The organism is Chitinophaga sp. ARDCPP14 (assembly GCF_051362515.1).
Lineage (GTDB): Bacteria > Bacteroidota > Bacteroidia > Chitinophagales > Chitinophagaceae > Chitinophaga.
The window spans coordinates 626,472-647,071 of sequence record NZ_JBKIXB010000002.1; the positions used below are offsets into that span (position 1 = coordinate 626,472).

At 46.2% G+C, this 20,600-nt stretch carries 24 protein-coding genes; 8 read left to right on the top strand and 16 right to left on the bottom strand.

Annotation, left to right across the window (positions count from 1 at the left end; genetic code table 11):
* Positions 1 to 114: 114 nt before the first annotated feature.
* The 3 genes from ACLHR0_RS07230 to ACLHR0_RS07240 form a co-directional block, all read right to left on the bottom strand.
* Positions 115 to 1,191, bottom strand: a complete 1,077-nt coding sequence (locus ACLHR0_RS07230; RefSeq protein WP_429043039.1) for an iron-containing alcohol dehydrogenase family protein — start codon at positions 1,189 to 1,191, stop codon at positions 115 to 117.
* Between the two features lie 20 nt (positions 1,192 to 1,211).
* Positions 1,212 to 1,937 (bottom strand): 3-deoxy-manno-octulosonate cytidylyltransferase, encoded by a 726-nt coding sequence (gene kdsB, locus ACLHR0_RS07235; RefSeq protein WP_429062281.1) that lies wholly within the window; start codon positions 1,935 to 1,937, stop codon positions 1,212 to 1,214.
* Between the two features lie 71 nt (positions 1,938 to 2,008).
* A complete protein-coding gene (locus ACLHR0_RS07240) occupies positions 2,009 to 3,199 on the bottom strand; it encodes a DegT/DnrJ/EryC1/StrS family aminotransferase (RefSeq protein ID WP_370908828.1) in 1,191 nt (396 codons plus the stop codon).
* 118 nt (positions 3,200 to 3,317) lie between these two features.
* Between ACLHR0_RS07240 and ACLHR0_RS07245 the strand changes: the two genes are divergently transcribed.
* Positions 3,318 to 3,755, top strand: coding sequence for a YybH family protein (locus ACLHR0_RS07245; RefSeq protein ID WP_436485596.1), 438 nt, complete (start codon positions 3,318 to 3,320; stop codon positions 3,753 to 3,755).
* A 114-nt stretch (positions 3,756 to 3,869) separates the two neighbouring features.
* On the opposite strand, the gene ACLHR0_RS07250 is transcribed toward ACLHR0_RS07245, so the two are convergent.
* Complete coding sequence (locus tag ACLHR0_RS07250; protein ID WP_436485597.1) at positions 3,870 to 4,055, bottom strand: hypothetical protein; 186 nt, start codon at positions 4,053 to 4,055, stop codon at positions 3,870 to 3,872.
* Between the two features lie 384 nt (positions 4,056 to 4,439).
* Between ACLHR0_RS07250 and ACLHR0_RS07255 the strand changes: the two genes are divergently transcribed.
* Complete coding sequence (locus ACLHR0_RS07255) at positions 4,440 to 4,985, top strand: CAP domain-containing protein (RefSeq protein WP_436485599.1); 546 nt, start codon at positions 4,440 to 4,442, stop codon at positions 4,983 to 4,985.
* Position 4,986: 1 nt separating this feature from the next.
* On the opposite strand, the gene ACLHR0_RS07260 is transcribed toward ACLHR0_RS07255, so the two are convergent.
* Together ACLHR0_RS07260 and ACLHR0_RS07265 are read right to left on the bottom strand one after the other, a co-directional pair.
* Complete coding sequence (locus ACLHR0_RS07260; RefSeq protein ID WP_370908832.1) at positions 4,987 to 5,256, bottom strand: hypothetical protein; 270 nt, start codon at positions 5,254 to 5,256, stop codon at positions 4,987 to 4,989.
* Between the two features lie 20 nt (positions 5,257 to 5,276).
* On the bottom strand, positions 5,277 to 6,026 hold the full coding sequence (locus ACLHR0_RS07265) for a glycoside hydrolase family 25 protein (RefSeq protein WP_370908833.1): 750 nt from the start codon (positions 6,024 to 6,026) through the stop codon (positions 5,277 to 5,279).
* Between the two features lie 132 nt (positions 6,027 to 6,158).
* Here ACLHR0_RS07265 and ACLHR0_RS07270 point away from each other — a divergent pair, with 132 nt between their 5' ends.
* From ACLHR0_RS07270 to ACLHR0_RS07280, 3 genes are all read left to right on the top strand, one after another.
* Entirely contained in the window at positions 6,159 to 7,184 is a 1,026-nt protein-coding gene (locus ACLHR0_RS07270) for an SPASM domain-containing protein (protein ID WP_429043048.1), read from the top strand.
* 111 nt (positions 7,185 to 7,295) lie between these two features.
* Complete coding sequence (locus tag ACLHR0_RS07275) at positions 7,296 to 7,658, top strand: BlaI/MecI/CopY family transcriptional regulator (protein WP_370908835.1); 363 nt, start codon at positions 7,296 to 7,298, stop codon at positions 7,656 to 7,658.
* A gap of 5 nt (positions 7,659 to 7,663) precedes the next feature.
* Positions 7,664 to 9,361, top strand: coding sequence for a TonB family protein (locus ACLHR0_RS07280; RefSeq protein ID WP_436485603.1), 1,698 nt, complete (start codon positions 7,664 to 7,666; stop codon positions 9,359 to 9,361).
* Here the strand turns inward: ACLHR0_RS07280 and ACLHR0_RS07285 are convergent.
* From ACLHR0_RS07285 to ACLHR0_RS07295, 3 genes are read right to left on the bottom strand one after another with little or no spacing between them, the layout of a single operon-like run.
* Entirely contained in the window at positions 9,309 to 9,656 is a 348-nt protein-coding gene (locus ACLHR0_RS07285; protein ID WP_429043052.1) for a hypothetical protein, read from the bottom strand. The genes ACLHR0_RS07280 and ACLHR0_RS07285 overlap by 53 nt on opposite strands.
* A gap of 20 nt (positions 9,657 to 9,676) precedes the next feature.
* Complete coding sequence (locus tag ACLHR0_RS07290) at positions 9,677 to 10,147, bottom strand: hypothetical protein (protein ID WP_436485605.1); 471 nt, start codon at positions 10,145 to 10,147, stop codon at positions 9,677 to 9,679.
* Between the two features lie 24 nt (positions 10,148 to 10,171).
* Positions 10,172 to 10,366 (bottom strand): YtxH domain-containing protein, encoded by a 195-nt coding sequence (locus ACLHR0_RS07295; RefSeq protein WP_291916028.1) that lies wholly within the window; start codon positions 10,364 to 10,366, stop codon positions 10,172 to 10,174.
* 218 nt (positions 10,367 to 10,584) lie between these two features.
* On the opposite strand from ACLHR0_RS07295, the gene ACLHR0_RS07300 reads away from it, so the two are divergent.
* On the top strand, positions 10,585 to 11,661 hold the full coding sequence (locus ACLHR0_RS07300) for an AI-2E family transporter (RefSeq protein ID WP_370908839.1): 1,077 nt from the start codon (positions 10,585 to 10,587) through the stop codon (positions 11,659 to 11,661).
* Here ACLHR0_RS07300 and nadD read toward each other — a convergent pair whose 3' ends face one another.
* Genes nadD through paaA form a run of 5 tightly spaced genes read right to left on the bottom strand, consistent with a single transcriptional unit; the run spans position 11,662 to position 14,994 of the window.
* Entirely contained in the window at positions 11,662 to 12,339 is a 678-nt protein-coding gene (gene nadD, locus ACLHR0_RS07305; RefSeq protein WP_436485608.1) for a nicotinate (nicotinamide) nucleotide adenylyltransferase, read from the bottom strand.
* On the bottom strand, positions 12,314 to 12,808 hold the full coding sequence (paaD, locus tag ACLHR0_RS07310) for a 1,2-phenylacetyl-CoA epoxidase subunit PaaD (protein WP_436485609.1): 495 nt from the start codon (positions 12,806 to 12,808) through the stop codon (positions 12,314 to 12,316). The genes nadD and paaD overlap by 26 nt, the downstream gene beginning before the upstream one ends.
* A 3-nt stretch (positions 12,809 to 12,811) precedes the next feature.
* Positions 12,812 to 13,573, bottom strand: coding sequence for a 1,2-phenylacetyl-CoA epoxidase subunit PaaC (gene paaC, locus ACLHR0_RS07315; protein ID WP_436485611.1), 762 nt, complete (start codon positions 13,571 to 13,573; stop codon positions 12,812 to 12,814).
* Positions 13,570 to 13,938, bottom strand: coding sequence for a 1,2-phenylacetyl-CoA epoxidase subunit B (locus tag ACLHR0_RS07320; RefSeq protein ID WP_079471456.1), 369 nt, complete (start codon positions 13,936 to 13,938; stop codon positions 13,570 to 13,572). The genes paaC and ACLHR0_RS07320 overlap by 4 nt, the downstream gene beginning before the upstream one ends.
* Positions 13,939 to 13,995: 57 nt before the next feature.
* Positions 13,996 to 14,994 carry a 1,2-phenylacetyl-CoA epoxidase subunit PaaA gene (gene paaA / locus ACLHR0_RS07325; RefSeq protein ID WP_436485614.1) on the bottom strand — a complete coding sequence of 333 codons (999 nt, stop codon included), beginning with the start codon at positions 14,992 to 14,994 and terminating at the stop codon, positions 13,996 to 13,998.
* Between the two features lie 162 nt (positions 14,995 to 15,156).
* On the opposite strand from paaA, the gene ACLHR0_RS07330 reads away from it, so the two are divergent.
* Complete coding sequence (locus tag ACLHR0_RS07330; protein ID WP_429043068.1) at positions 15,157 to 15,810, top strand: hypothetical protein; 654 nt, start codon at positions 15,157 to 15,159, stop codon at positions 15,808 to 15,810.
* A gap of 52 nt (positions 15,811 to 15,862) precedes the next feature.
* A complete protein-coding gene (locus ACLHR0_RS07335; RefSeq protein WP_436485616.1) occupies positions 15,863 to 17,308 on the top strand; it encodes a S41 family peptidase in 1,446 nt (481 codons plus the stop codon).
* Positions 17,309 to 17,345: 37 nt separating this feature from the next.
* Here the strand turns inward: ACLHR0_RS07335 and ACLHR0_RS07340 are convergent, their stop codons facing one another.
* Positions 17,346 to 18,278: a M28 family peptidase gene (locus tag ACLHR0_RS07340; RefSeq protein WP_436485618.1), complete on the bottom strand. Its 933-nt coding sequence runs from the start codon at positions 18,276 to 18,278 to the stop codon at positions 17,346 to 17,348.
* Between the two features lie 44 nt (positions 18,279 to 18,322).
* Positions 18,323 to 20,455 (bottom strand): ferrous iron transport protein B, encoded by a 2,133-nt coding sequence (feoB, locus tag ACLHR0_RS07345; protein WP_436485620.1) that lies wholly within the window; start codon positions 20,453 to 20,455, stop codon positions 18,323 to 18,325.
* Between the last annotated feature and the right edge of the window lie 145 nt (positions 20,456 to 20,600).

Consider the following 20,600-nt stretch of genomic DNA (forward strand, 5'->3'; position numbering starts at 1 on the left):
ACTACGCACTGAATCTGCGTTGCGGTGAACAGATAACTTCTTCAAACATCATTAAAAAAGCAGGAACAACCGGAAATGATCCGCCCGTTCCTGCTTTCAATATTATAAACCCTGTTATAAACGTTCGTACAGCTTACGCAGTCTTTCGCGGGTCATCAGCTGCTGCCAGTCTTTACCCAGCGCGTTTTCCCACAATGGGGCCATACCCAGCGATACATTGATCATGGTTTCAAACTGCTCATCTGTCAAGCCTTTGGTGATTCCCTGCGGAATATCAATCTTATGCTTTTTCACCATCTGCTTGAACTTTATCACTCCCTCAGGATAGAATTCTTCCAGCTTATCAAACACAATACAGTTACCAATACCGTGCTTGGTACCCAACAGGTAGGCCAAACCATAACTCACGGCATGCGCCACACCCACCTGGGAATAAGCAATACTCATCCCCCCCGCATAGGAGGCCATCATGAGTTTCTCGTCGGCATCGTCATCCCATTCATCCTTTTGCAGGAAAATTTCCTCACACAGCTCCTGTGCCTTTTCACCATATGATTTACTGAACGCATTCAGGTAAGTACCTTCCAGCGATTCCACACAGTGAATAAAGCAATCCATCGCAGTATAAAAACGCTGGTTTGCCTCCACGGTGCTGGTCAGCGCAGGGTCCAGCACAATCTGGTCAAACGGCGTGAAGTCAGAATTCATACCCAGCTTACGGGTTGGTCCCGTTAACACACAGGTACGGCTCACTTCCGCTCCGGTACCGGAAATAGTAGGAATACCCACTTTATATACACCGGCTACTTTCACAAGATCCCATCCCTGGTAATCAGCAGAAGAACCCGGATTGGTCATCATCAGGGATACCGCTTTGGCCATGTCCATTACAGAGCCGCCACCAATACCAATGATCCCGGATACCATACCGAATTCCGCTTTGAGCTCATCACGGATCTTATCAACCGTTTTTGTTTTGGGCTCATCGGTCACATCAATCACCACAATTTTGTCCTTGCCTTCCAGCGGAAGACGGGCCAAAAAATCATTCTTATCCTGGAAGTACTCATCCACGAAGAATATCATGGGAGCATCGCCTATGCGCCTGGGGGCCAGTATTTCACCCAGCTGATCAAAACATCCGCTGCCGTAAACTACATAGTCCACCATTTTAAAATTCCTGAATTTCATATATCCGTGTTAGTTAGGTATTATAAAAGTTTTGCTGCCTTTTCCAGGTCTTCCGGCGTATCTATTTCCACGCCCATATAAGAAGTCACTACCATTTTCATAGGAATGCCATTCTCCAGGTAACGCAAACATTCAATTTTTTCGGCCGCCTCCAGTGGCGTCATCGCCAGCTGGGTGAAATCCAGCAGGGTTTGTTTACGGAAGGCATAAATACCGATATGCTCGTAGTAAATGCTTCTGATCTCTTTATTCCGCGGATAGGGAATAACGGAGCGGGAGAAGAATAATGCGTTGAAGTTCTTATCTACCGCCACCTTCACGTAATTAGGATCTTCTATGGATGCGGGATCTTTCAGTTCCTGCATCAGCGAAGCCACCTGTACTTTCTTTCCTTCTTCCCCTTCAAATACCTTCAACAGCTTTTCCAGCGGCTCTTTCTGTGTAAATGGCTCGTCGCCCTGCACATTCACTACAATATCCACTTCCATATCTACAACGGCTTCAGCTATACGATCGGTACCGCATTCATGCTCTTTTTTGCTCATAACGGCTTTGCCGCCGTTACTTACAATTTCATTATAGATAAGATCACTGTCTGTCACCACCATTACATCGTCGAAAACACCGGTGTTTACTGCAGATTCATAGGTTCTGAGTATCACTGTTTTATCCCCCAGCTTAGCCATCATCTTACCTGGGAAACGGGACGCCCCATAACGGGCAGGTATCAACGCTATTTTTCTCATGTAGTATGGTTTTAACTGCAAAGGCGCAGGCAACAAATATACATTGCTGCCCGGCGCCTTCACCAGATCAATTATAATGCGCTTTTAACTGCCTTCACCAGTTTCTCTGCTCTTTCCCGGATCTCTTCTTCGCTCCAGCCCAGGTTAATCGGGGTGGAAATGTTTCTTCCGATGATATCATCTGAAGCAGGGAATTCTTTGGTTTTGTAAACCTCCATTGCCTGTTTCAGTTCTTTTGCAAAGGGAGTTAATACATGCCCTTCTTTAAAATGCTGCCACTGGCGGATGTAATGCCAGTTGTTATCATAATAATGGAAAGCGGCCAGTCCGGCGGCTTTCATTGCAGCAGCTGCTTTTGCTGCCTGGGCTGTTTCCGGCAGGAAAAACGACAGGAAGGTAGCGCTGTCGCCGGCTTCATCCGGCAACCGGCGGAAGGTTACACCCGGCACAGTGGCCAGTGCATCCTTGAATATTTTCTTGGTCTTACGCTGTATTTCCAGGAACGTATCCAGCTTGCGGATCTGCGCCAGTCCCACTGCAGCATGCAATTCGGAAATACGGTAATTGTAACCGATAAATGGATGAAGGTCAGCGCCACGGTCTACCCCGAGGTGATCATGACCATGGTCCGTATACCCGTCACATTTAGTATAAATGTCTTTATTATTGGTAATGATGGCGCCCCCTTCTGCACAGGTGATCGTTTTTACGAAATCAAAAGAAAACGTACCGGCATCGCCAATGGAACCCAGCGCTTTTCCTTTATAGGAAGCGCCAAAGCTCTGGCAGGCATCTTCCAGCAGGAACAGGTTATGCTTTTTACAAATGGCCTGTAACGCATCCAGATCGGCCATTGCGCCGCACATATGCACCGGCATTACTGCCTTTGTACGGGGAGTAATAGCTGCTTCCACCGCTTTGGGGTCCAGGGTCAGGGTATCGTCCACATCTACCAGTACCGGTGTGGCGCCTACGGAAAATACCGATTCAAAGCTGGCCACAAAAGTAAAGGTGGGCATAATGATTTCATCGCCCGCGCCCAATCCCAGGGCAGCCATAGCGGTGGTTAACGCGGCCGTACCACTGGAGGCAAGCTGGGTATACTGTACATTCAGTTTATCGCAAATAGCCTGTTCCAGCTCCTTTGCTTTCCAGATGCCTTTACGCGGACCGTCGAATCCGTAACGCATCATTATTCCTGTTTCCAGTACGTCGTTTACTTCTTTCCTTTCCTCGGCTCCAAATAGTTCATATCCGGGCATAAACTGTTGATTTTAAAATATAATTTGAATGAGTGCTTTTTCAATAGTGCTGCAAAGTTACTATAATAGGCATTGCGTTACATCGGAAAAACTGTTTATCTTTTGCTAAAAATTCACCATGCGTTTTATACTGTTCCTTACCCTGTTGGGGGTTTTAGCCGGAATGCCCGCTCACGCGCAGAAAGCCCTGCCCGCCGATCAGCAACAGATTGCTGCACTCATGGCCACGCAAACGGCCGCCTGGAATAAAGGAGATATCGACGGCTTCATGACTACTTACTGGCATTCCGATTCCCTGCTGTTCATCGGTAAAAACGGGGTTACCTATGGGTGGCAGGCCACGCTGGACCGCTATAAAAAAACATATCCGGACGCCGCGGCAATGGGCAAACTGGATTTCAAATTGCTGGAATTCAAGCCCCTGGCTTCCGATACCTACCTCTTAATCGGGAAATGGCACCTGGAAAGGACTATAGGCGACTTACAGGGCTACTTCAGCCTCATCTTACAAAAAATAAAAGGACAATGGAAAATTATTGCTGACCATAGCAGCTAAAAAAACCATCCCAGGAATAGGATGGCCGCTATACACCACAACATTAAAGAAGTTCTGGACTTCTTTTTCTTTAGAAGTAAAGTTTAAAAGTTTTCATCTGATATGGTAAAATGTTCAATGCTTTGATTTCTTACTGGCTTCACTATCCCTCACCGCTTTGTTCTCCTTTTCAGGTTTATCAGACAAATCGCCATGTAAGGGATTACGGTTAGTAGTGCCTTTATCCTGGTCTAATATGTCTACCGGTTTCTTCTTCCTGTCACGATACTCACCGGTATGATCTGTTTCCTTCTTTTTCATAATCTCTTTTTTTGAAGATGAAAATATGGGAGATACACCATGGGAATCACAAACACTATTCCACCCTCAAAACAGGCCATTTTGACGAGCTGGCGAAGGGTGTCCGGGGCATCAGTTCCACAAAACCCTGATGCACAGTGAGAAAGAATAACAACACACCGGCTGCGGAAATATTGCAGTTCTGATTAACATTAGATTTACAAAAACTATGATCATTATCTCATATCTACGCACTATCTTCGATGCCTCAAACAAGTTTTAACCCGTAACCTCTGATCAGCCACGAGTAGTTTTAATCAAGTTCCTGCCTAAAGCCAATTTTTTAGTTTTAATCCAAGTCCTGTTTAGAACCCGGTATCTATTTACTATAACTAATTACTGGTTATGCCCGGGAAAATTATGCGCGTTGCCACCGCTCTGATGGCTGTTGTTATTTATTGCAGTTGTACTAAAAAGACTGACCTGGCGCTGGATACGCCGGAAAAAACACCTCCTGCAGATACGTCGGTGGTGCCCGAAAACAAAGTGGACCGCAACGCCCTCTTACTGTTGGTAAACGGATTACGCAACCGTGGCTGTAACTGCGGTACAGAATCGATGCCTCCTGTAGGCGCCCTTACCTGGAATGGCCTGTTGGAAAGAGCGGCTTATGACCACAGCAAAGACATGGTACTGAATAAATATTTCGACCATACCGGGCTCAATGGTTCCACACCTGGTTCCCGCCTCGATGTAGCCGGATACAAATGGACCTATTATGGAGAAAATATAGCTACCGGCAGCCTGAACGAACAAGCCGTGATACTTGGCTGGCTAAACAGTCCGAAACATTGTCACAATATGATGGATGCTAATTTTAAAGAGATCGGTATTGGTCGCTATAACAACGACTGGACAATGGAATTGGGCAGGAGGTCCGTTGCCAACTAAATCAGGGGGCGCTCATCTTTTTGCGCCACATACGCCATACAAAGTAAAGATAGGCTGCCATGGAAACGCCAAACCAGCTGTAGAAGAAGATCATCCTGCCAGGAGTAGACTCCTCCGGCACAGCAAATCCAAGGTACAACCCGAGGAATACATTGATCATCAACCAGAAAAAGCCAATAAAGATGGTCCGCATTATTTTTATGAGGAAATGAAACAACTCATAATCCATCTTATTGGGATCCGGCGCCGGTTTTTCCTGTTCTTCTTCCATAATCTTTTATATCAGCACTACTAAGGTATGCACAGTTTGGCAAGGTCTGTACTGTCGCCCTTAAATACATTAAAATCCACAGTGGTCCGGATGCCGTTTACCCGGCCGATGTCGCTGTGCTGCCAAAACAACCAGGCCCTGTCGGAACGCGGCCGCTCCTTCTGATAGTAATGCGCGATCCACAAAGGATAGCGATCAAATTCGCTGCCAAGATAGGTTTCGTAAAAATGAATGTTAGTGTAGATGATGGGTTTTACCTTGTATACCTTTTCCATTTCCTCCAGCCAGATTTTCGCCGTGCTGCGGATAACGGCGGCAGGCTGGTTGTTGCTGGTTTCGATATCCAGTACCGGCGGAAGATCCCCTGACTGCAGGTCGGCCACATTGTGGAAGTTAATGGCTTGCTTCAACGGGTCACGGGTAGCATAAAAGAAATGGTAGGCGCCCCGGATTAAACCAGCCTTACCCGCCTTGTCCCAATTTATCCTGAAGGCGGCGTCCTGCCGTGTAATACCTTCCGTGGCTTTTATAAAGGCAAAGGATATACGAATTTTATCTACCTGCATTTGTTTTACTGCCGCCCAGTTGATGTCTTTCTGAAATTTAGAAACATCTATCCCATGTATCTTATAATTCACCGGCATGTCAATTCCAAACTCTTCATAGCGTACAAATTTCACTTGCTTTTCCCGCTGGCGCCACCATAAATAAGCCACTGCGGCCAGTACTACCAGTAATATTAATAATAATCGGATCCGGATGCTTTTCACTTTTGCTTCTGTTAGTTGCAGGGTAATTGGGTAAGGATGCTGTAATAAATGCCGGCAGTCCTATTTTTTACAGCAAGTATAGGTTATAATTTGTTTAAAGAAGCTACTTTTACAGCGGTCAAGTGATTTTTTATGCCCGATTTTAACCTGAAGGATACCCTTAATTTGTTTTCAAAGTTTACACTGCGCCGCGGTTTAAATGCCGGCAAAGTACTTGGAAGCTATTTCATGAGCAAGTGGACCAACAAACCGGTTCAGTGGGGCTATCCTATTTCTATATCTTTTGAGCCTACTACGTCCTGCAACCTCCGTTGCCCCGAATGCCCCAGCGGGCTCAGGGCCTTTACCCGCCCTACCGGCATGCTGGAACAGGACTTTTTCAGGAAAACGATCGATGAAATTTCCAAAGAACTGCTATACCTGATCTTTTACTTCCAGGGAGAACCTTATCTCAATCCCGGTTTCCTGGACATGGTGAGATATGCAGCCGATAAAGGAATTTACACCGCTACCTCCACCAACGCCCACTACCTCACAGACGCCAATGCGAAGAAAACAGTGGAAAGTGGACTGGACAGGCTCATCATCTCTATCGATGGTACTACCCAGGACGTATATACGCAGTACCGGGTAGGCGGCCACCTGGATAAAGTGATCCAGGGTGCAAAAAACATCGTAAAATGGAAAAAAGAGCTGAATTCATCCAAGCCTTTTGTCTTTTTCCAGTTCCTTGTAGTAAAACCCAATGAACACCAGATAGAAGATATTAAACGGCTGGCCAAGGAAATAGGCGTAGACCAGGTGCGGTTTAAAACTGCGCAGGTATATGATTATGAAGAAGGCAACCGCTTAATTCCTACCATCGATAAATACTCCCGCTACCATCGCAACGAAGATGGTACCTACGCCATAAAAAACAAGCTAAGCAATCATTGCTGGCGCCTGTGGCATTCCCCGGTGGTTACCTGGGATGGCCTGGTAGTACCCTGCTGCTTCGACAAAGATGCACAGCACAGGCTGGGCGATCTGAAAAAAGAATCCTTCAAAACACTGTGGCATAATAAAGAGTATATCCGTTTCCGTAGCCAAATCCTCGAAACCCGCAAAAACATAGATATCTGCGCTAACTGCAGTGAAGGCACCAAAGTTTGGGGATAATCACCTGCTGCAGAATTTTTTTCTCATTGACATTCAATCCATTAACTACATTTATAGTTTAATACTACAAAAATAGTTTTTAAACTACAGAAATAGTTATAGATTAGTGTTATGAAAAAGCTATCCCGTAAAGAAGAAGAATTAATGCAGGTAATGTGGGATCTCGAAAAAGCATTTGTAAAGGATGCCATCGAGCAGCTCCCCGACCCGAAGCCGCATTACAACACCATCGCTACGCTCATGAAGCGACTGGAAGATAAAGGGTATCTCGCCCACCATGAATATGGTGGCTCCTTCGAGTATTACCCCACCATTGCAAAGGAAAGTTATAAAGACACTTTTATGAAAAAGGTACTCAATACTTTCTTTGATAACTCCTATCTCAATATGCTGGCTTATTTCGCTAAGGAAGAAAAAATCAGTGCGGAAGACATGAAGACGCTGGTAAAGATGATCGAAAAAGATAAAAAATAACGTGTATGCCTACCCTGTTTATATATATTCTGCAAGCATCCTGTGCAATGACGCTTTTTTATCTCCTGTATATCAGCTGTTTTAAGAAAGAAACATTTTACCGGTATAACAGGATCGTTCTGCTGAGCGCTTTCATATTCTCAGCGATATTGCCGCTGCTTCCCCTCCCTGCATGGCAATGGACGCAAAAATCAACAGAAGCCGCAACACCGGTAAGCGTTTACTTTAGTGATAACGCGCACGCATCTACGCCGGTAACCGGTGTCGCAGTGGAACACCACTGGTGGGACCCGCTGATGCAGCATGGCGGTACCATATTGGTAGCAGCATACATAACAATAGCCGCTTTCCTGCTGTTGCTGCATATACTGCAGCTCTTAAAGATTCGCCGCCTGGTGCGGGCAGGCAATGTATACATGCGTAATAACATACGTTATGTACAGCTCCCCGGAATAACAGCGCCCTTCTCTTTTCTGAGAACCATTTTCTTCGATCCTAACGCACATGCCCATACGGAATTGCAACATGTTCTCAAACATGAAGAAGCGCATGTACAGCAATACCACTCTGCTGATATGCTGCTATCAGCCCTCTACTGCTGCATTTGCTGGATCAATCCCTTTGCATGGCGTTGTAAAAGAGCGCTGCAGCTGAACCTGGAGTTCCTGGCAGATGAAGCCGTCATCCAAACCACCGACGCCCCGGATGCCTACCAGTACAGTTTACTGAAGATAGGCCTGGCCGGCAGCCGCGTAACCATCGTGAATCATTTCAGCAAATCATTCATTAAAAACAGAATACTCATGATCAACAAAACCCAATCACCCCGGCTACGTACCTGGCGGTACCTCCTGCTGCTGCCGGTATTTGCACTGGCAGCGGGCCTTCTGGCAGCCACTTCTCCATCATCAAAAAACGACGCGGGCACTAAATACCTGGCCACAGAAAACGACCGGCTCTATGGAGTGGTTACGCCATTAACTTCTGATAAGGACTTCGCGGAGATGAAGGATGCATTGGAAAAAAAAGGTATAACGCTGAACATCCCGACCCTCAGACGTAATAAGAACGGGGAAATCACAGCAATTGATTTCAAACTGGTGTCGGGTACCTGGTCAATGCGGGAAACAATGGAAGTTCCGTTTACACCTTATTTCTTTTATTGTGCTGAGAAGGAAGGCGGAATAGGTCCTTTTCCAATGAAGAATTGCCCCCGGCACCTGCAGGACCTTGCATTGGCAGAAGGTAATGGAGCCGCTAAAGGGATTACTACCGACTCCACCTTTTTGAATCGCTTTCCAGGTGGAGAGCACGCATACCGCAAGGTGTTTGCAAAAAATGTCCGCTATCCGAGGGCAAGCCAGCAAAGCAAAACGGCCGGTGTGGTCAGGCTGCAATATAAAATTCAGCCCAACGGTGTCATCAATAATATAGAGTTGCTGGAAACGCCGGATAAAGCACTTGGCGATGAGGTAAAACGTGTTTTAGAACAGCTCCCTACCTTTGCAGCGGATCCTTCGGGGAAAACTGTTACCGTTTCCCTGCGCATATCATTTATGCTGGATAATGGCGCAGGTGGATTTATTAAAGGATCCGACGCAGATAACGCGGATATAATTGTAGTGGGATACCTGCCGAAACCGATTTCCTTTATTCAGCCACTGTCTCTTTCTTTTTTCGACGACCCTTCGTCACCTTGTTAAACAGGTTGATACCTAGTTGAACACCTATAAACTCAAGTGCTGTCATTAATGCCCCGGTAGCAAAATTCTTAAACTTACCACTTCCCCAGGCCATCTTAGCCACATTCATGGCTACGTTCAGGGCACCGCTATGTTTTGCGCTACCGGGGATAACAGCATTCAGGGCCATCTTTTTATAGTTGTCCCTGAAAAAATCCACCCTGTTTCCCATTTCATTTTCCAGCTGCCTGGACTTCATTTTTAGCCGGGTAATTTCCAGCTCCAGTGATTCGAAGCTGTCTATTTTCTTACTCATGTGTAAACATTTATCATTGTTTATCCTTTCATGGTGTTTTCAGTGGCTTCTTCATCAGGAACATACCCCGAATCTACAGGTTGCTCCGGATGTTCCTTTGTCCGCTGATTGTGAATATGATTGGAATGCTCATCCTGGTCCGTAATTTCATCTACCAGTTCAGTAATCAGCAATTTAGCCAGTGGCCGCTGTATCAGCTGCTTACGGAACAATAAAATAACCAGGAATAACAATATAAATAATCCTGCAGCACAGCTGAAACCAATGGTAAAACTATTGGTCATTTCCCCGATCCAGAAGCCTACTACCATGCCCAGGAACACAATCACAAAAAAGAACAGCAGGAAAGCCATCAAAAGAGAGAAAAACAATCCCAACGCTTTTGACAGCTTTCCTGCTGCCTGGAGCTTAATCAGGTCCAGTCTGGTTTCCAGGTATTCCCTGGCTACTTTTCCCGTTTGGGAAAAATAGTTGCTGAAATTATCTTCCATGCAAATCAATTTATTCAAATGGGGTTATGCCAACTCATTCTCTAACTCATCCTGGAACTGATCTTTCTTCTTTCTCCATTTTTCTTTCAGCTTTTCAGACTGATCTCTTAATTTTTCTACCAGCTCATCTTTTTTATCGGAATTGAGGAAATACCCTACTGCAACGCCCACGGCTGCACCTACAATAAATGAAACCACGGCTTTGGAACTGTTACTCATAACTAAAGGTTTTTAAGATGTTATAAATTAGGTTTTCTTTTTTGGTAACAGAGGTGCAACAAACATTATTCCATAAATGACAATTGAATAAAAAGCTGTGTTAAACCTCCGCCAAATAAGAACAAGCTCTCCGTAATTTTGTTTAGGGTTTATAAAAGTATAACGGTGCGGCCGGTCTGTTTTTTGACATACCGGATAATTACACGATATTATGTACTATGAGCTATCTTGACAACGACCGCCTTAAACAAATTGGCTTTTTACTCCTGATCCTATTTCTTGCTGTGCTCCTGTTTATGGAGATGTTCACCTTTTTTCCCGGCTTCCTGGGAGCTGTTACCCTGTATGTAATCAGCAGGAAATGGATGTTCAAACTGGTAGAACAACGTAAGTGGAGAACAAATCTTGCCGCTGCACTGCTGATGGTACTCTCCTTCCTGGTGATCCTGCTGCCCATAGGCATGCTGATAAACATGCTCGGGGCTAAAGCCGCTTATGCCGCCAACCACTCCACAGAACTCATCAACAGCCTCAAACAAACCAATGCCCGGCTGGAAAATAGCCTGGGATTCGGCCTGCTCACCGCAGAACGGCTGCAGAAAATACAGGAAAATATCACCGCCTTTTTACCCGGGTTCCTGGGCGCTACCTTCAATACGCTTACTACCATTGCCCTGATGTATTTCATGCTGTATTTTATGCTGGTAAACGGCCGGAAAATGGAAGAGAACCTCTATGAGTATATTCCCCTGAAAGATAAAAATGTGGAAAGACTGGGTAAAGAGTTCAACACTTTGGTAATTGCCAATGCCGTAGGTATCCCCCTCATTGCGGTGGTACAGGGTGTTATTTCTCTGATCGGCTATTTAATTTTTGGAATCCCCCAACCTTTTTTCTGGTTTGTGATCACCTGTTTTACCGCAATGTTGCCGGTGATAGGCGCCGCCGCTGTGTATGTGCCACTGGGAGTTTATTTACTGGCTTCCGGCAGCACCTGGCAGGGCATAGCGGTGCTGGTGTACGGATTCGGCGTGGTGGGCACCTCCGATAACGTTGCGCGGATGTTGCTGGCAAAGAGAATTGCAGACGTCCATCCCCTCATTACTATATTCGGTGTAATCATTGGCGTTAGCCTGTTTGGTTTCATCGGCCTGATTTTCGGCCCCTTACTCATCTCTATGTTTATCCTTTTGCTGGATATTTACGGAAATGAGTTTGTGATAAAAAGAAGGGATATCGCGCAGAAGAAACCGGCCACCGATACAGATGTCCGCGATACGCCCGGAACAAGGTAATCAGCGGTAATAATTATTTTCGGAGATATAATTAATCACATTATCAGGTACCATAAAACGGACAGATTTTCCTTCTTTCAGCCATTTTCGGATATCTGTAGCGGAGATGTCCAGCATAGGCGCATCCAGTATTTCAATCCGGGCGCCAAAGGTGTCTGTTATTTCATGCCCCGGCCGGCGGTAAACATAGATCGGATAATTTTTCACGATCTGTTCGTAATTTTTCCAGCGCGGTAAATTCTGAAAGCTGTCGCTTCCCATAATGATGGCAAATTCCTGTGTTGGAAATTTCTCCTGCAAATACGTGAGCGTGTCCACTGTATAGGACGGCCGGGGTAACGAAAACTCAATGTTGCTGGCCCGCAGCCGCACTTCGTCTTTGATGGCCAGCTCCACCAGGTGAAAGCGATCATGTTCATTCAGCAGGGCCGACTGTGGTTTCAGCGGGTTATGCGGCGAAACCACCAGCCATACTTTATCAAGATCAGTATTGTGCGCTACGTAATTGGCAATGATCAAATGCCCCGTGTGTATAGGATTAAAAGACCCAAAATACAAGCCTATTCTCATGTTTTCATCGTATAAATTGCCAATGGCTACTTCATAATGCGTGTAAAAATAGGTATTTATAGCGGGAACATGGAAATAAGGCTTATTCCAGTGGTTTGAATTGTTCAAACACCTGGCCGCAGTTCTTGCAAAAATGGATCGCACGGCACAACGTAGAGCCGAAAGGAGAACGTAAATAAGTTTGTTCGCTGCCGCAATGCGGGCAGGGAACCTCCATCATAAGTTCTGGGCTTACCTCTCCCGTCAATACTTTGGGAGGGGCTATGCCAAAGGTTTTCAGCTTTTCCTTGGCGGCAGGCGTCATCCGGTTGCTATGCCAGTGCTCCTGTTTGTCCACTTCAACGCTAACGGCTATACCAAGTTCTTTTTCCAGCACTGTTTTAATGTTATGCCGGATATAACTCACCGCCGGGCAGGCCGCAAAAGTGGGAATCATTTTAATATGCACCGCCGAGTCATTCAGATCCACACCGGTGATCATTCCCAGATCCACTACGCTCAATACCGGGATCTCCGGGTCCATCACCGTTTCCAGTGCTGCATATACATCGGCTATCGTAATTGTTTTGGAAGACATCATTTACCAGCTGGCCTCCGTATCCAGGTTAAACACTTCACTCATTTCTCTCAATAAAGGCTGCAGGTGCGGCGTATGAAGTCCATGACGGCCGCCATACACCGGAACAATAGCACTTATCTCCGGCAGGTTCAGGGAGGCCTTTACCAATACCGGGTAAATCCGATCCAGCCAGCGATGGTACAATCCCGTTTCACCAGGATATACCTTGTCTTCAATCAAAGCCTCTTCATATAGCTGCGAGGGTTCAAAAATTCCCGCCGCCAGTGCAATCGTTTGGTCGAGCGCCTGCTGCATACGGTCGTAGCTTTCTTCTCCCGCCCGGCTCAGTTGCATAATCCATGCATTTGCATGCAGCGTATGATATTTCAGCTCCCCCTTTACTTTTTTGCTCAATAGCCGGAAAGGTTCATAACTGCTGTCCTGTAAACTTTCATAACGGACTGATTCGGCCAGGTCAAATAAAAAGTGCCGCATCAGGCTGAAATCATATTCACCATTAGGCATCTCTACCAGGTGCGACGACTTGAATTCTTTCTCCGGACGGAGAAATGCAAATGTATCCGGATCTTTTCCTCCGAGATCTTCATGAAGCATGCGATACAACGCCCATGCATGGCCTATTTTGTCCTGCGCCATGGAAGAAAAAGCAATATCTTCTTCCATCACAGGTCCCAATCCCGTCCACTCAGAATTACGATGTCCCTGAATCAGTTCATCGTCTGCCATTTTTATAATCAGGTCTGTTAGTGCTGCGTTGTTCATTTGGATTGTTTGAATTTATTGATCTTCTCCATCACTTTAAAGCCACTGGCATCCCGGTAGGTTTTCTCCATATTGTTGGCAAACATATCTTCATCTTCCACATCAAAGGCCAGAATGTCTGCACTTTTCACGACCCAGAGATTGACACATTTTTTCCGGCGGGCAAATTGCTCTTTCGCAAAAACCAGTGCCAGCTGCGGGTCCGGCGCATGTACACAGCCCACGTGCTCATGATGAGCGCCTCTCTTCTCCTGGTGAAATACCTCGTATATGTTCCAGTTCTCTCCCTCCTCCACTTTCACTACTTCCCCGGCCGGGCCCAGTTTCAGCCTGTTTACACGGGGATCTAAAGAATCGTTAGACATGAATATTTGAATAGTTTTAATGATAAAGTTTGATGCCGCTTTCTCTGCCGGCACATCCTAGGCCACCGGCAATACCCGTTTTTCTGTTGGTTTCATGAGCGCTTTGCGTACCCAACGGCCCTTTTCTTCTGCCCACTTGCGCACCTGCAGCCGTTCCATATTACAGGGTCCGCCGCCGTTAATCACCCGGAAAAACTCGTCCCAGTCGGGGTCCGTGTATTCCCAACGGCCGGTCTCCCCGTTTTTGCGCAGCGCAGGATCCGGCAGAGTGAGGCCCAGCTCCCAGATCTTAGGCACATAGGACTCCAGGAATTGATTCCGCATATCATCATTACTCGCCATTTTCACTTTCCATTGCATCAGTTTTTCACTATGACTGGAACTTTTGTCCGGAGGACCAAAGAAATGCATAATAGGCTGCCACCAGCGGTTGAGGGCATCCTGCAGCATTTCCTTCTGCGCCGGCGTACCCGTTGCCAGTTCAATAAAAGCGTCATGGCCCTGTTTGAGGTGGAAGCTTTCTTCGTAACAAATACGCTCCAATGCCCTGCAATAGGGACCATACGAACCCTTCGCATTGGCAACCTGGTTTACAATGGCTGCGGCATCAATCAGAAATCCGATAACAGCTACATCTGCCCAGGTTTCCGCCGGATAATTAAATACGTTGGAGTACTTGGATTTACCGCTGAGCAGGTCGTTAATCATCGCCTCCCTTGATTTACCGAGTGTTTCGGCCGCATTGTACAGTAACTGCCCGTGCCCTATTTCATCCTGCACTTTGGCGATTAGCGCCAGTTTGCGCTTGAAGCCCGGCGCCCTCGTAATCCAGGTGCCTTCCGGTAATGCCCCGATAATTTCTGAGTGAGCGTGTTGTTCAATAAGGCGTATTAACTGCCTCCGGTATTCCACCGGCATCCAGTCGCCGGGTTCTATCTTTTCCCCTCTGGCAATACGTTCCTCAAAAGCAGCGAGCTTTTCCGGCTCATCATGCTGCTGTTCTTCCCGCAACTGATTTCTGTTGGGTTCGTCGAAAATATATCCACCGCCGTACATAGTGCGATTGTTTTGGTCGCTAGTAAATTACGGAAAAAAGACCGTTTCAGCAGGAATTGATTGTTAAAACAGCGGTATTCAAATGTTATAGAATCGCCAAATTTTTCCGTCATGAAACAGATAGCCGGCCATTCCCTTAATTTTATTACCTTCTAACCGATAATGCTGTCTGCTGCTACCATACTGAGCTTTTTGCTATTGTTCACCGGGCATAAAAATCCACGCCCGGAGGGCCGGCATTATACCGTCATACAGCTGAATTTCGAAGAAAAACAAACGCCCGCACCGCCCGGATCCGATACTATTTATTATGATTTCGAAAGAAAACTGCAATGGGAGGATTTTCAGGCAAAGCCTTCGCCCAACGGCCCCAGCGCTGCAGTTTCCTACACCAGCTTTGCCTATGAGGGCAACAGCAATCTCGTAAATGATACCCTCCGGATCACGCTAAACCTTCAGGTGTTCTTTATAAAAAGCGCGTCGTGGGTAAGGCCGGAAGCAAGGAACAGCTATGCCCTGGCACATGAACAACTTCATTTCGATATTACCCGCCTGGTGGTGGAACGGTTTAAACAGAAGCTCCGGCAAACCGCATTGAACCGCGACGACTACGATAGTATCATACAATATCAGTACCTTCAGTCTTTCCGGGAGATGAACCGCCTCCAGTACCGTTTCGACCAGGAAACCCACCACGGACTGAACGCTGCAGAACAGATCCGCTGGCGGGATAAAGTAAATGTGGGCCTGAAAAACAACGGCGTGCTTCCGGAAGAACTGGGTATTGAAGGCATTAACTTCCGACCCATACAATAACAACCCGTTTTAACGTTTATTCATAGCGGTTATGCAGCATAAAAAAGGATCTATGCAACCAAATAATTTTTACCACTCATTGCTCACTGGCTTAGTGCTCATTTTTTTGATGACTGCCTGTAATAAAAAAGATAGTAATGCCCCGCGAAACCGCGGAGGTGATGGCGTAACCGGCTCCGTCAACGACAGCGTCTTTTTCATCGCAAAAGATATATACCTCTGGAACGACGTTTTGCCCGACTCGGCAACATTCAAACCCAATCAATATGCAAATCCGATCGTGCTGTTTAACGCATTGAGAACCTATAAAAAAGACGCTTCCGGCAATAACCTCGACAGGTACAGCTTTGTAGACAACGGCGGCACCTCCAGGGCCTTACAGGAAGGAATTGCGGGCGATATGGGCTTTGAAGTCGGCTATCAAACAGATTCTACCTTGTTTGTGGTGTATGTATACCCCGGCTCTCCGGCCGGTAAAGCTGGTATTAAAAGAGGCTGGCAGTTAATTGACGTAAATGGGGTTACCCGCTTCCGGGTAAATGATGGTACTACGGATAATATGCTGAATACCGCCTTCGGCAGCGCCAGCGCCTCCTGGGGTTTCCGTAAACCAGACAACACTACCCAGCAGTTTAATTTAAGCCGTGTAGATTATAAGCTGAATCCTATTCTTTATTCTCACTTATATGACTTTAACGGCAATAAAATCGGCTACTTTGTTTTTAATAACTTCGTAGCATTATCCGACGTAAAAGCGCAGATAGACTCAATTTTTGATGCTTATACAAAGGCAGGAATAAAGCAGGTGGTTATTGATCTGCGATATAACGGTGGCGGGCTTATTGAAACAGCAGAATACCTGGCCAACATCCTGGTGCCTGCAGCCAAAAGCAATACCACCATGTATTCCCAGTATTTCAATAACAACGTGAATACTAACAATTATGGCCCCTACTTCAAATACATGAAGGCCGTACCTTATTATCCCAGCGTAAACTGGTCGGATATCTTCTACAGCGAAGCTACTACCTATAAAACAGCGAAGTTCCAAAAAAGCGGCGCACTTGCCTTAAACAAAGTTACATTCCTGGGTACACGTAATACCGTATCTGCCAGTGAACTGCTGTACAATGTGCTGAAACCGGTAATGACCACCAAGCTGGTAGGAAGCAACACTTATGGCAAACCTGTTGGTTTCATTAATATCTCTTTTGGTAAATATGATATGTACGCGGTTAACTTCCAGACAAAAAACTCGGCTAACGAAGGCGATTATTTCAGTGGCCTTCCGGCAGATATAAAAGCAGAGGATGATTTCTCGCTCGACTGGGGCGCCCTCAGCGACCCGTTATTACGCGCGGCACTCATTGATATGGGGGTTGACGCCGGTTCACTGGGCCGTGCAGCAAAATTAAACGGAAACAGGCTGGCTGTAACACCTGCCAACAGGCTGGAATCCACTAAATTTAAAGGGATGATACAAACCATCCGCCAATAGCCGGTAGTTTCTTTTGCGGAACTACCGGACTTCATTTTTACATCGTTTTAGCGCCGCTATATTTGTTCTCCGGCATATCGCTGTCCAGTTTCTTCACCACTTCCAGCACCGCCTGTACTGCCCTGTAATAGAAAGAATGATTAATGCGCGAATATTCATCAGAGAGATGATGGTAATCCGGGTGATCTTCCACGCCGAAGTACAGGAACGGGATCTTTTGTTTAAAGAATTCATACTGATCGCTCTGTTTCGTCCAGTCGTCTGTACCACTTTCCGGTTTATCATGACCAGCTATTAGTTTCACGCTGCTGCGGGCAGCCACATCATCGGTATACTTCTTCAGATCCGGAAACTGGAATGTGCCGCATACATACAATTCGTTTTTGTCGTTATGGGCAATCATATCCATGTTAATATTCTGCCGGATTTGTATAAGTGGCACCGGGGACTGTGCTACAAAGGCTTTAGCTCCCTGAAGTCCTTCCTCCTCTCCATCAAAAGCGGCGAAAATAAGGGTATAACGGGGCGGGTGCGTTTTAAAATAAGCAGCCATTGCCAATAATCCGCCTATGCCGGAAGCGTTGTCGTCTGCGCCGTTATACACGGTATCCGCACCATTTGTTTTGGAGGTAATACCAAGATGATCATAATGCGCAGAAATAACAATCACTGTATTCAGCTTACCGGGGATATAGCCGTACAGGTTAGTCCCCATAATTTTCTTATCTCCTTCCTGGAAATAGAAAGGATATTCGTAGGTATCGTGATAAGCGGATAAGCCAATTTTTTTGAAGCGGTCGAGGATATAAAATTGCGCCATACGGCTGCCGCGGGTACCCGTTTTCCGGCCTTCCATCTTATCGGCGGAAAGCGTTTTCACATCTTTCATCAATTGCATGGAATCAACGGAAGTTTGCGCAATCGCAGGCAGCGCAAAAAGCAGGCAAAAGCTGTAACAAAGCCATTTCATAAACATTGCATTTATGGTTAACTATACCTGCAATGTACAAGATATTATTTGAAGATATTAAAGATGATCAAACTGCACACATAGGCCAGTGCAGTCATGTAAACAAGTTGTATCAGCGGGTATTTCCAGGATTTGGTTTCACGTTTTACAATGGCCATTGTACTCATACACTGCATGGCAAACGCATAAAAAATCATTAAGGACAACCCGGAGGCCAGCGTGTATACCGGCGCTCCGTCAGGCCAGGTAGCCGACGACAGTTTTTCCCGGAGAGTAGCGTTATTGTTATCAGGATCTTCTCCCACACTATAGAGGGTAGCCATAGTACCCACAAACACTTCGCGGGCAGCAAAAGAGGTGATCAGTGCAATGCCGATTTTCCAGTCAAATCCCAGCGGACGGATGGCCGGCTCAATGGCATGACCGAGTACCCCTGCATAGGAATTGGATAATTTGGCAGATTGAAATTCCTTATTCAACACCGCTGCTTCGGGAGATTCAGCAGGCACTTTCGCGAGAAGTTGTTCATATTTGGCATGTACCGGTTCCATTCTGCTGGCAGGACCATAAGAAGCCAGGAACCAGAGGATTACAGATATTACCACAATCACCTTACCGGCGTCTTTCACAAATATTTTCGCTTTCTCCACCATGGTGGTTCCCACATTGGCCCAGCGCGGGGAGCGGTAAACCGGTAACTCCATGATGAAGTAACTCTTTTCTTTGATGCGTACAAACAGCTTCATGATAGCCGCAATGAAGATGGCCATGAAGAAACCCAGCAGGTAAAGCCCCATCATAATAAGTCCCTGCAGGCCAAGAATACCGAAGATCCGCTTGTCGGGGATGACCAACGCAATCATCATGGTATAAATAGGCAACCTCGCAGAACAACTCATTAAAGGCGTTACCATAATAGTGATAAGCCGTTCCTTTTTATTCTCAATAGTACGGGTGGCCATGATAGCGGGTACAGCACAAGCCACTCCGCTGATCAGCGGCATCACTGACTTTCCGTTTAATCCCACCTGCCGCATCAGGCGATCCGTCAGGAAACTGATACGGGCCATGTAGCCAGTATCTTCCAGTATGGTGATCAGGCCAAACAGGATCATGATCTGGGGAATAAACACGGCAAAACCGCTGATACCAGCCAGGATCCCATTGATGAAGAAGTCGGTAACTTTATTGTCGGGGAGGATATTGCTCAGCCATCCGCTCAGCGCGCCAAAGCCGCCTTCGATCCAGTCCATGGGGTATGAAGCCAGCCAGAAAATGCTTTGGAACAGGAGGAACATCACTACCAGCAAAATTACGTAACCCCAGAAACGGTGCAACAGGAGGTCGTCTATTTTTTCAGAACGCAATTGCTTCTGCAGCGGATCATTTTCCACTACCGTCGCTTTCATGATATGTTTGATCCGGCTATACCGCTGCATGATCTCTTCGGCCTGAATCTTTGTTTTATTAAACTGGTATGTTTCCAGTGCGCCATGAATCGCCTTTTTCTGTGTAATGTCTATAAAAGGCAGATCGTCTACGTTAACGGCTATATGTAAAGCGCCGTAATCACTTTTCACCGGTACTGTTTTACGTACCTCGTCAATCACGTCTTTAGCCAGCGCGTTGTTATTAATAAAATCCCTGGGAGGAGTGCTGTAATGGGAACGCATCGACAGGTCTATTACTTTCTTGATTTCCGTAACCCCTTTATTTTTTCTTGGATTGATGGCTACTACGGGTACGCCCAGTTCCCTTTCCAGTCCGTCCAGGTCTATCTCCACTCCCTTTTTACGGGCAATGTCCATCATGGTGAGGGCTATAATGACCGGGATTTTGAGATCGATGATCTGGGAACAGAATAACAGGTTACGTTTAAGGTTGGAAGCATCCGCTACAATGATCACGAGGCGGGGGGTATCTTCGTTTTGCTGGTTAATCAGCACATCATAGGTAACATATTCATCGGCGCTTTTCGGATACAGGCTATAAGTTCCCGGCAGGTCGATAATATTGGCTGTTACGCCTGATACTATCTGAGCTATCCCGGTTTTTTTATCTACCGTTACGCCCGGAAAATTACCCACCTTCTGGTTTAAGCCGGTGAGCGCATTAAAAAGGGAACTTTTACCACTATTCGGATTACCTACCAGCGCGATGTTTATGGGAGCCTGCATTCCTTATCTTATCCTATTTATTAATATTAATTGCTGAAGATGCAAAGTTAAACATTAATCAGCCGGCGGAATGATCCGATCGGGAAAATCTCAGAATGGTAATTTGCCGGAAAAGATAAAGCGAAAACAGTGGCTTGTTTTCGCT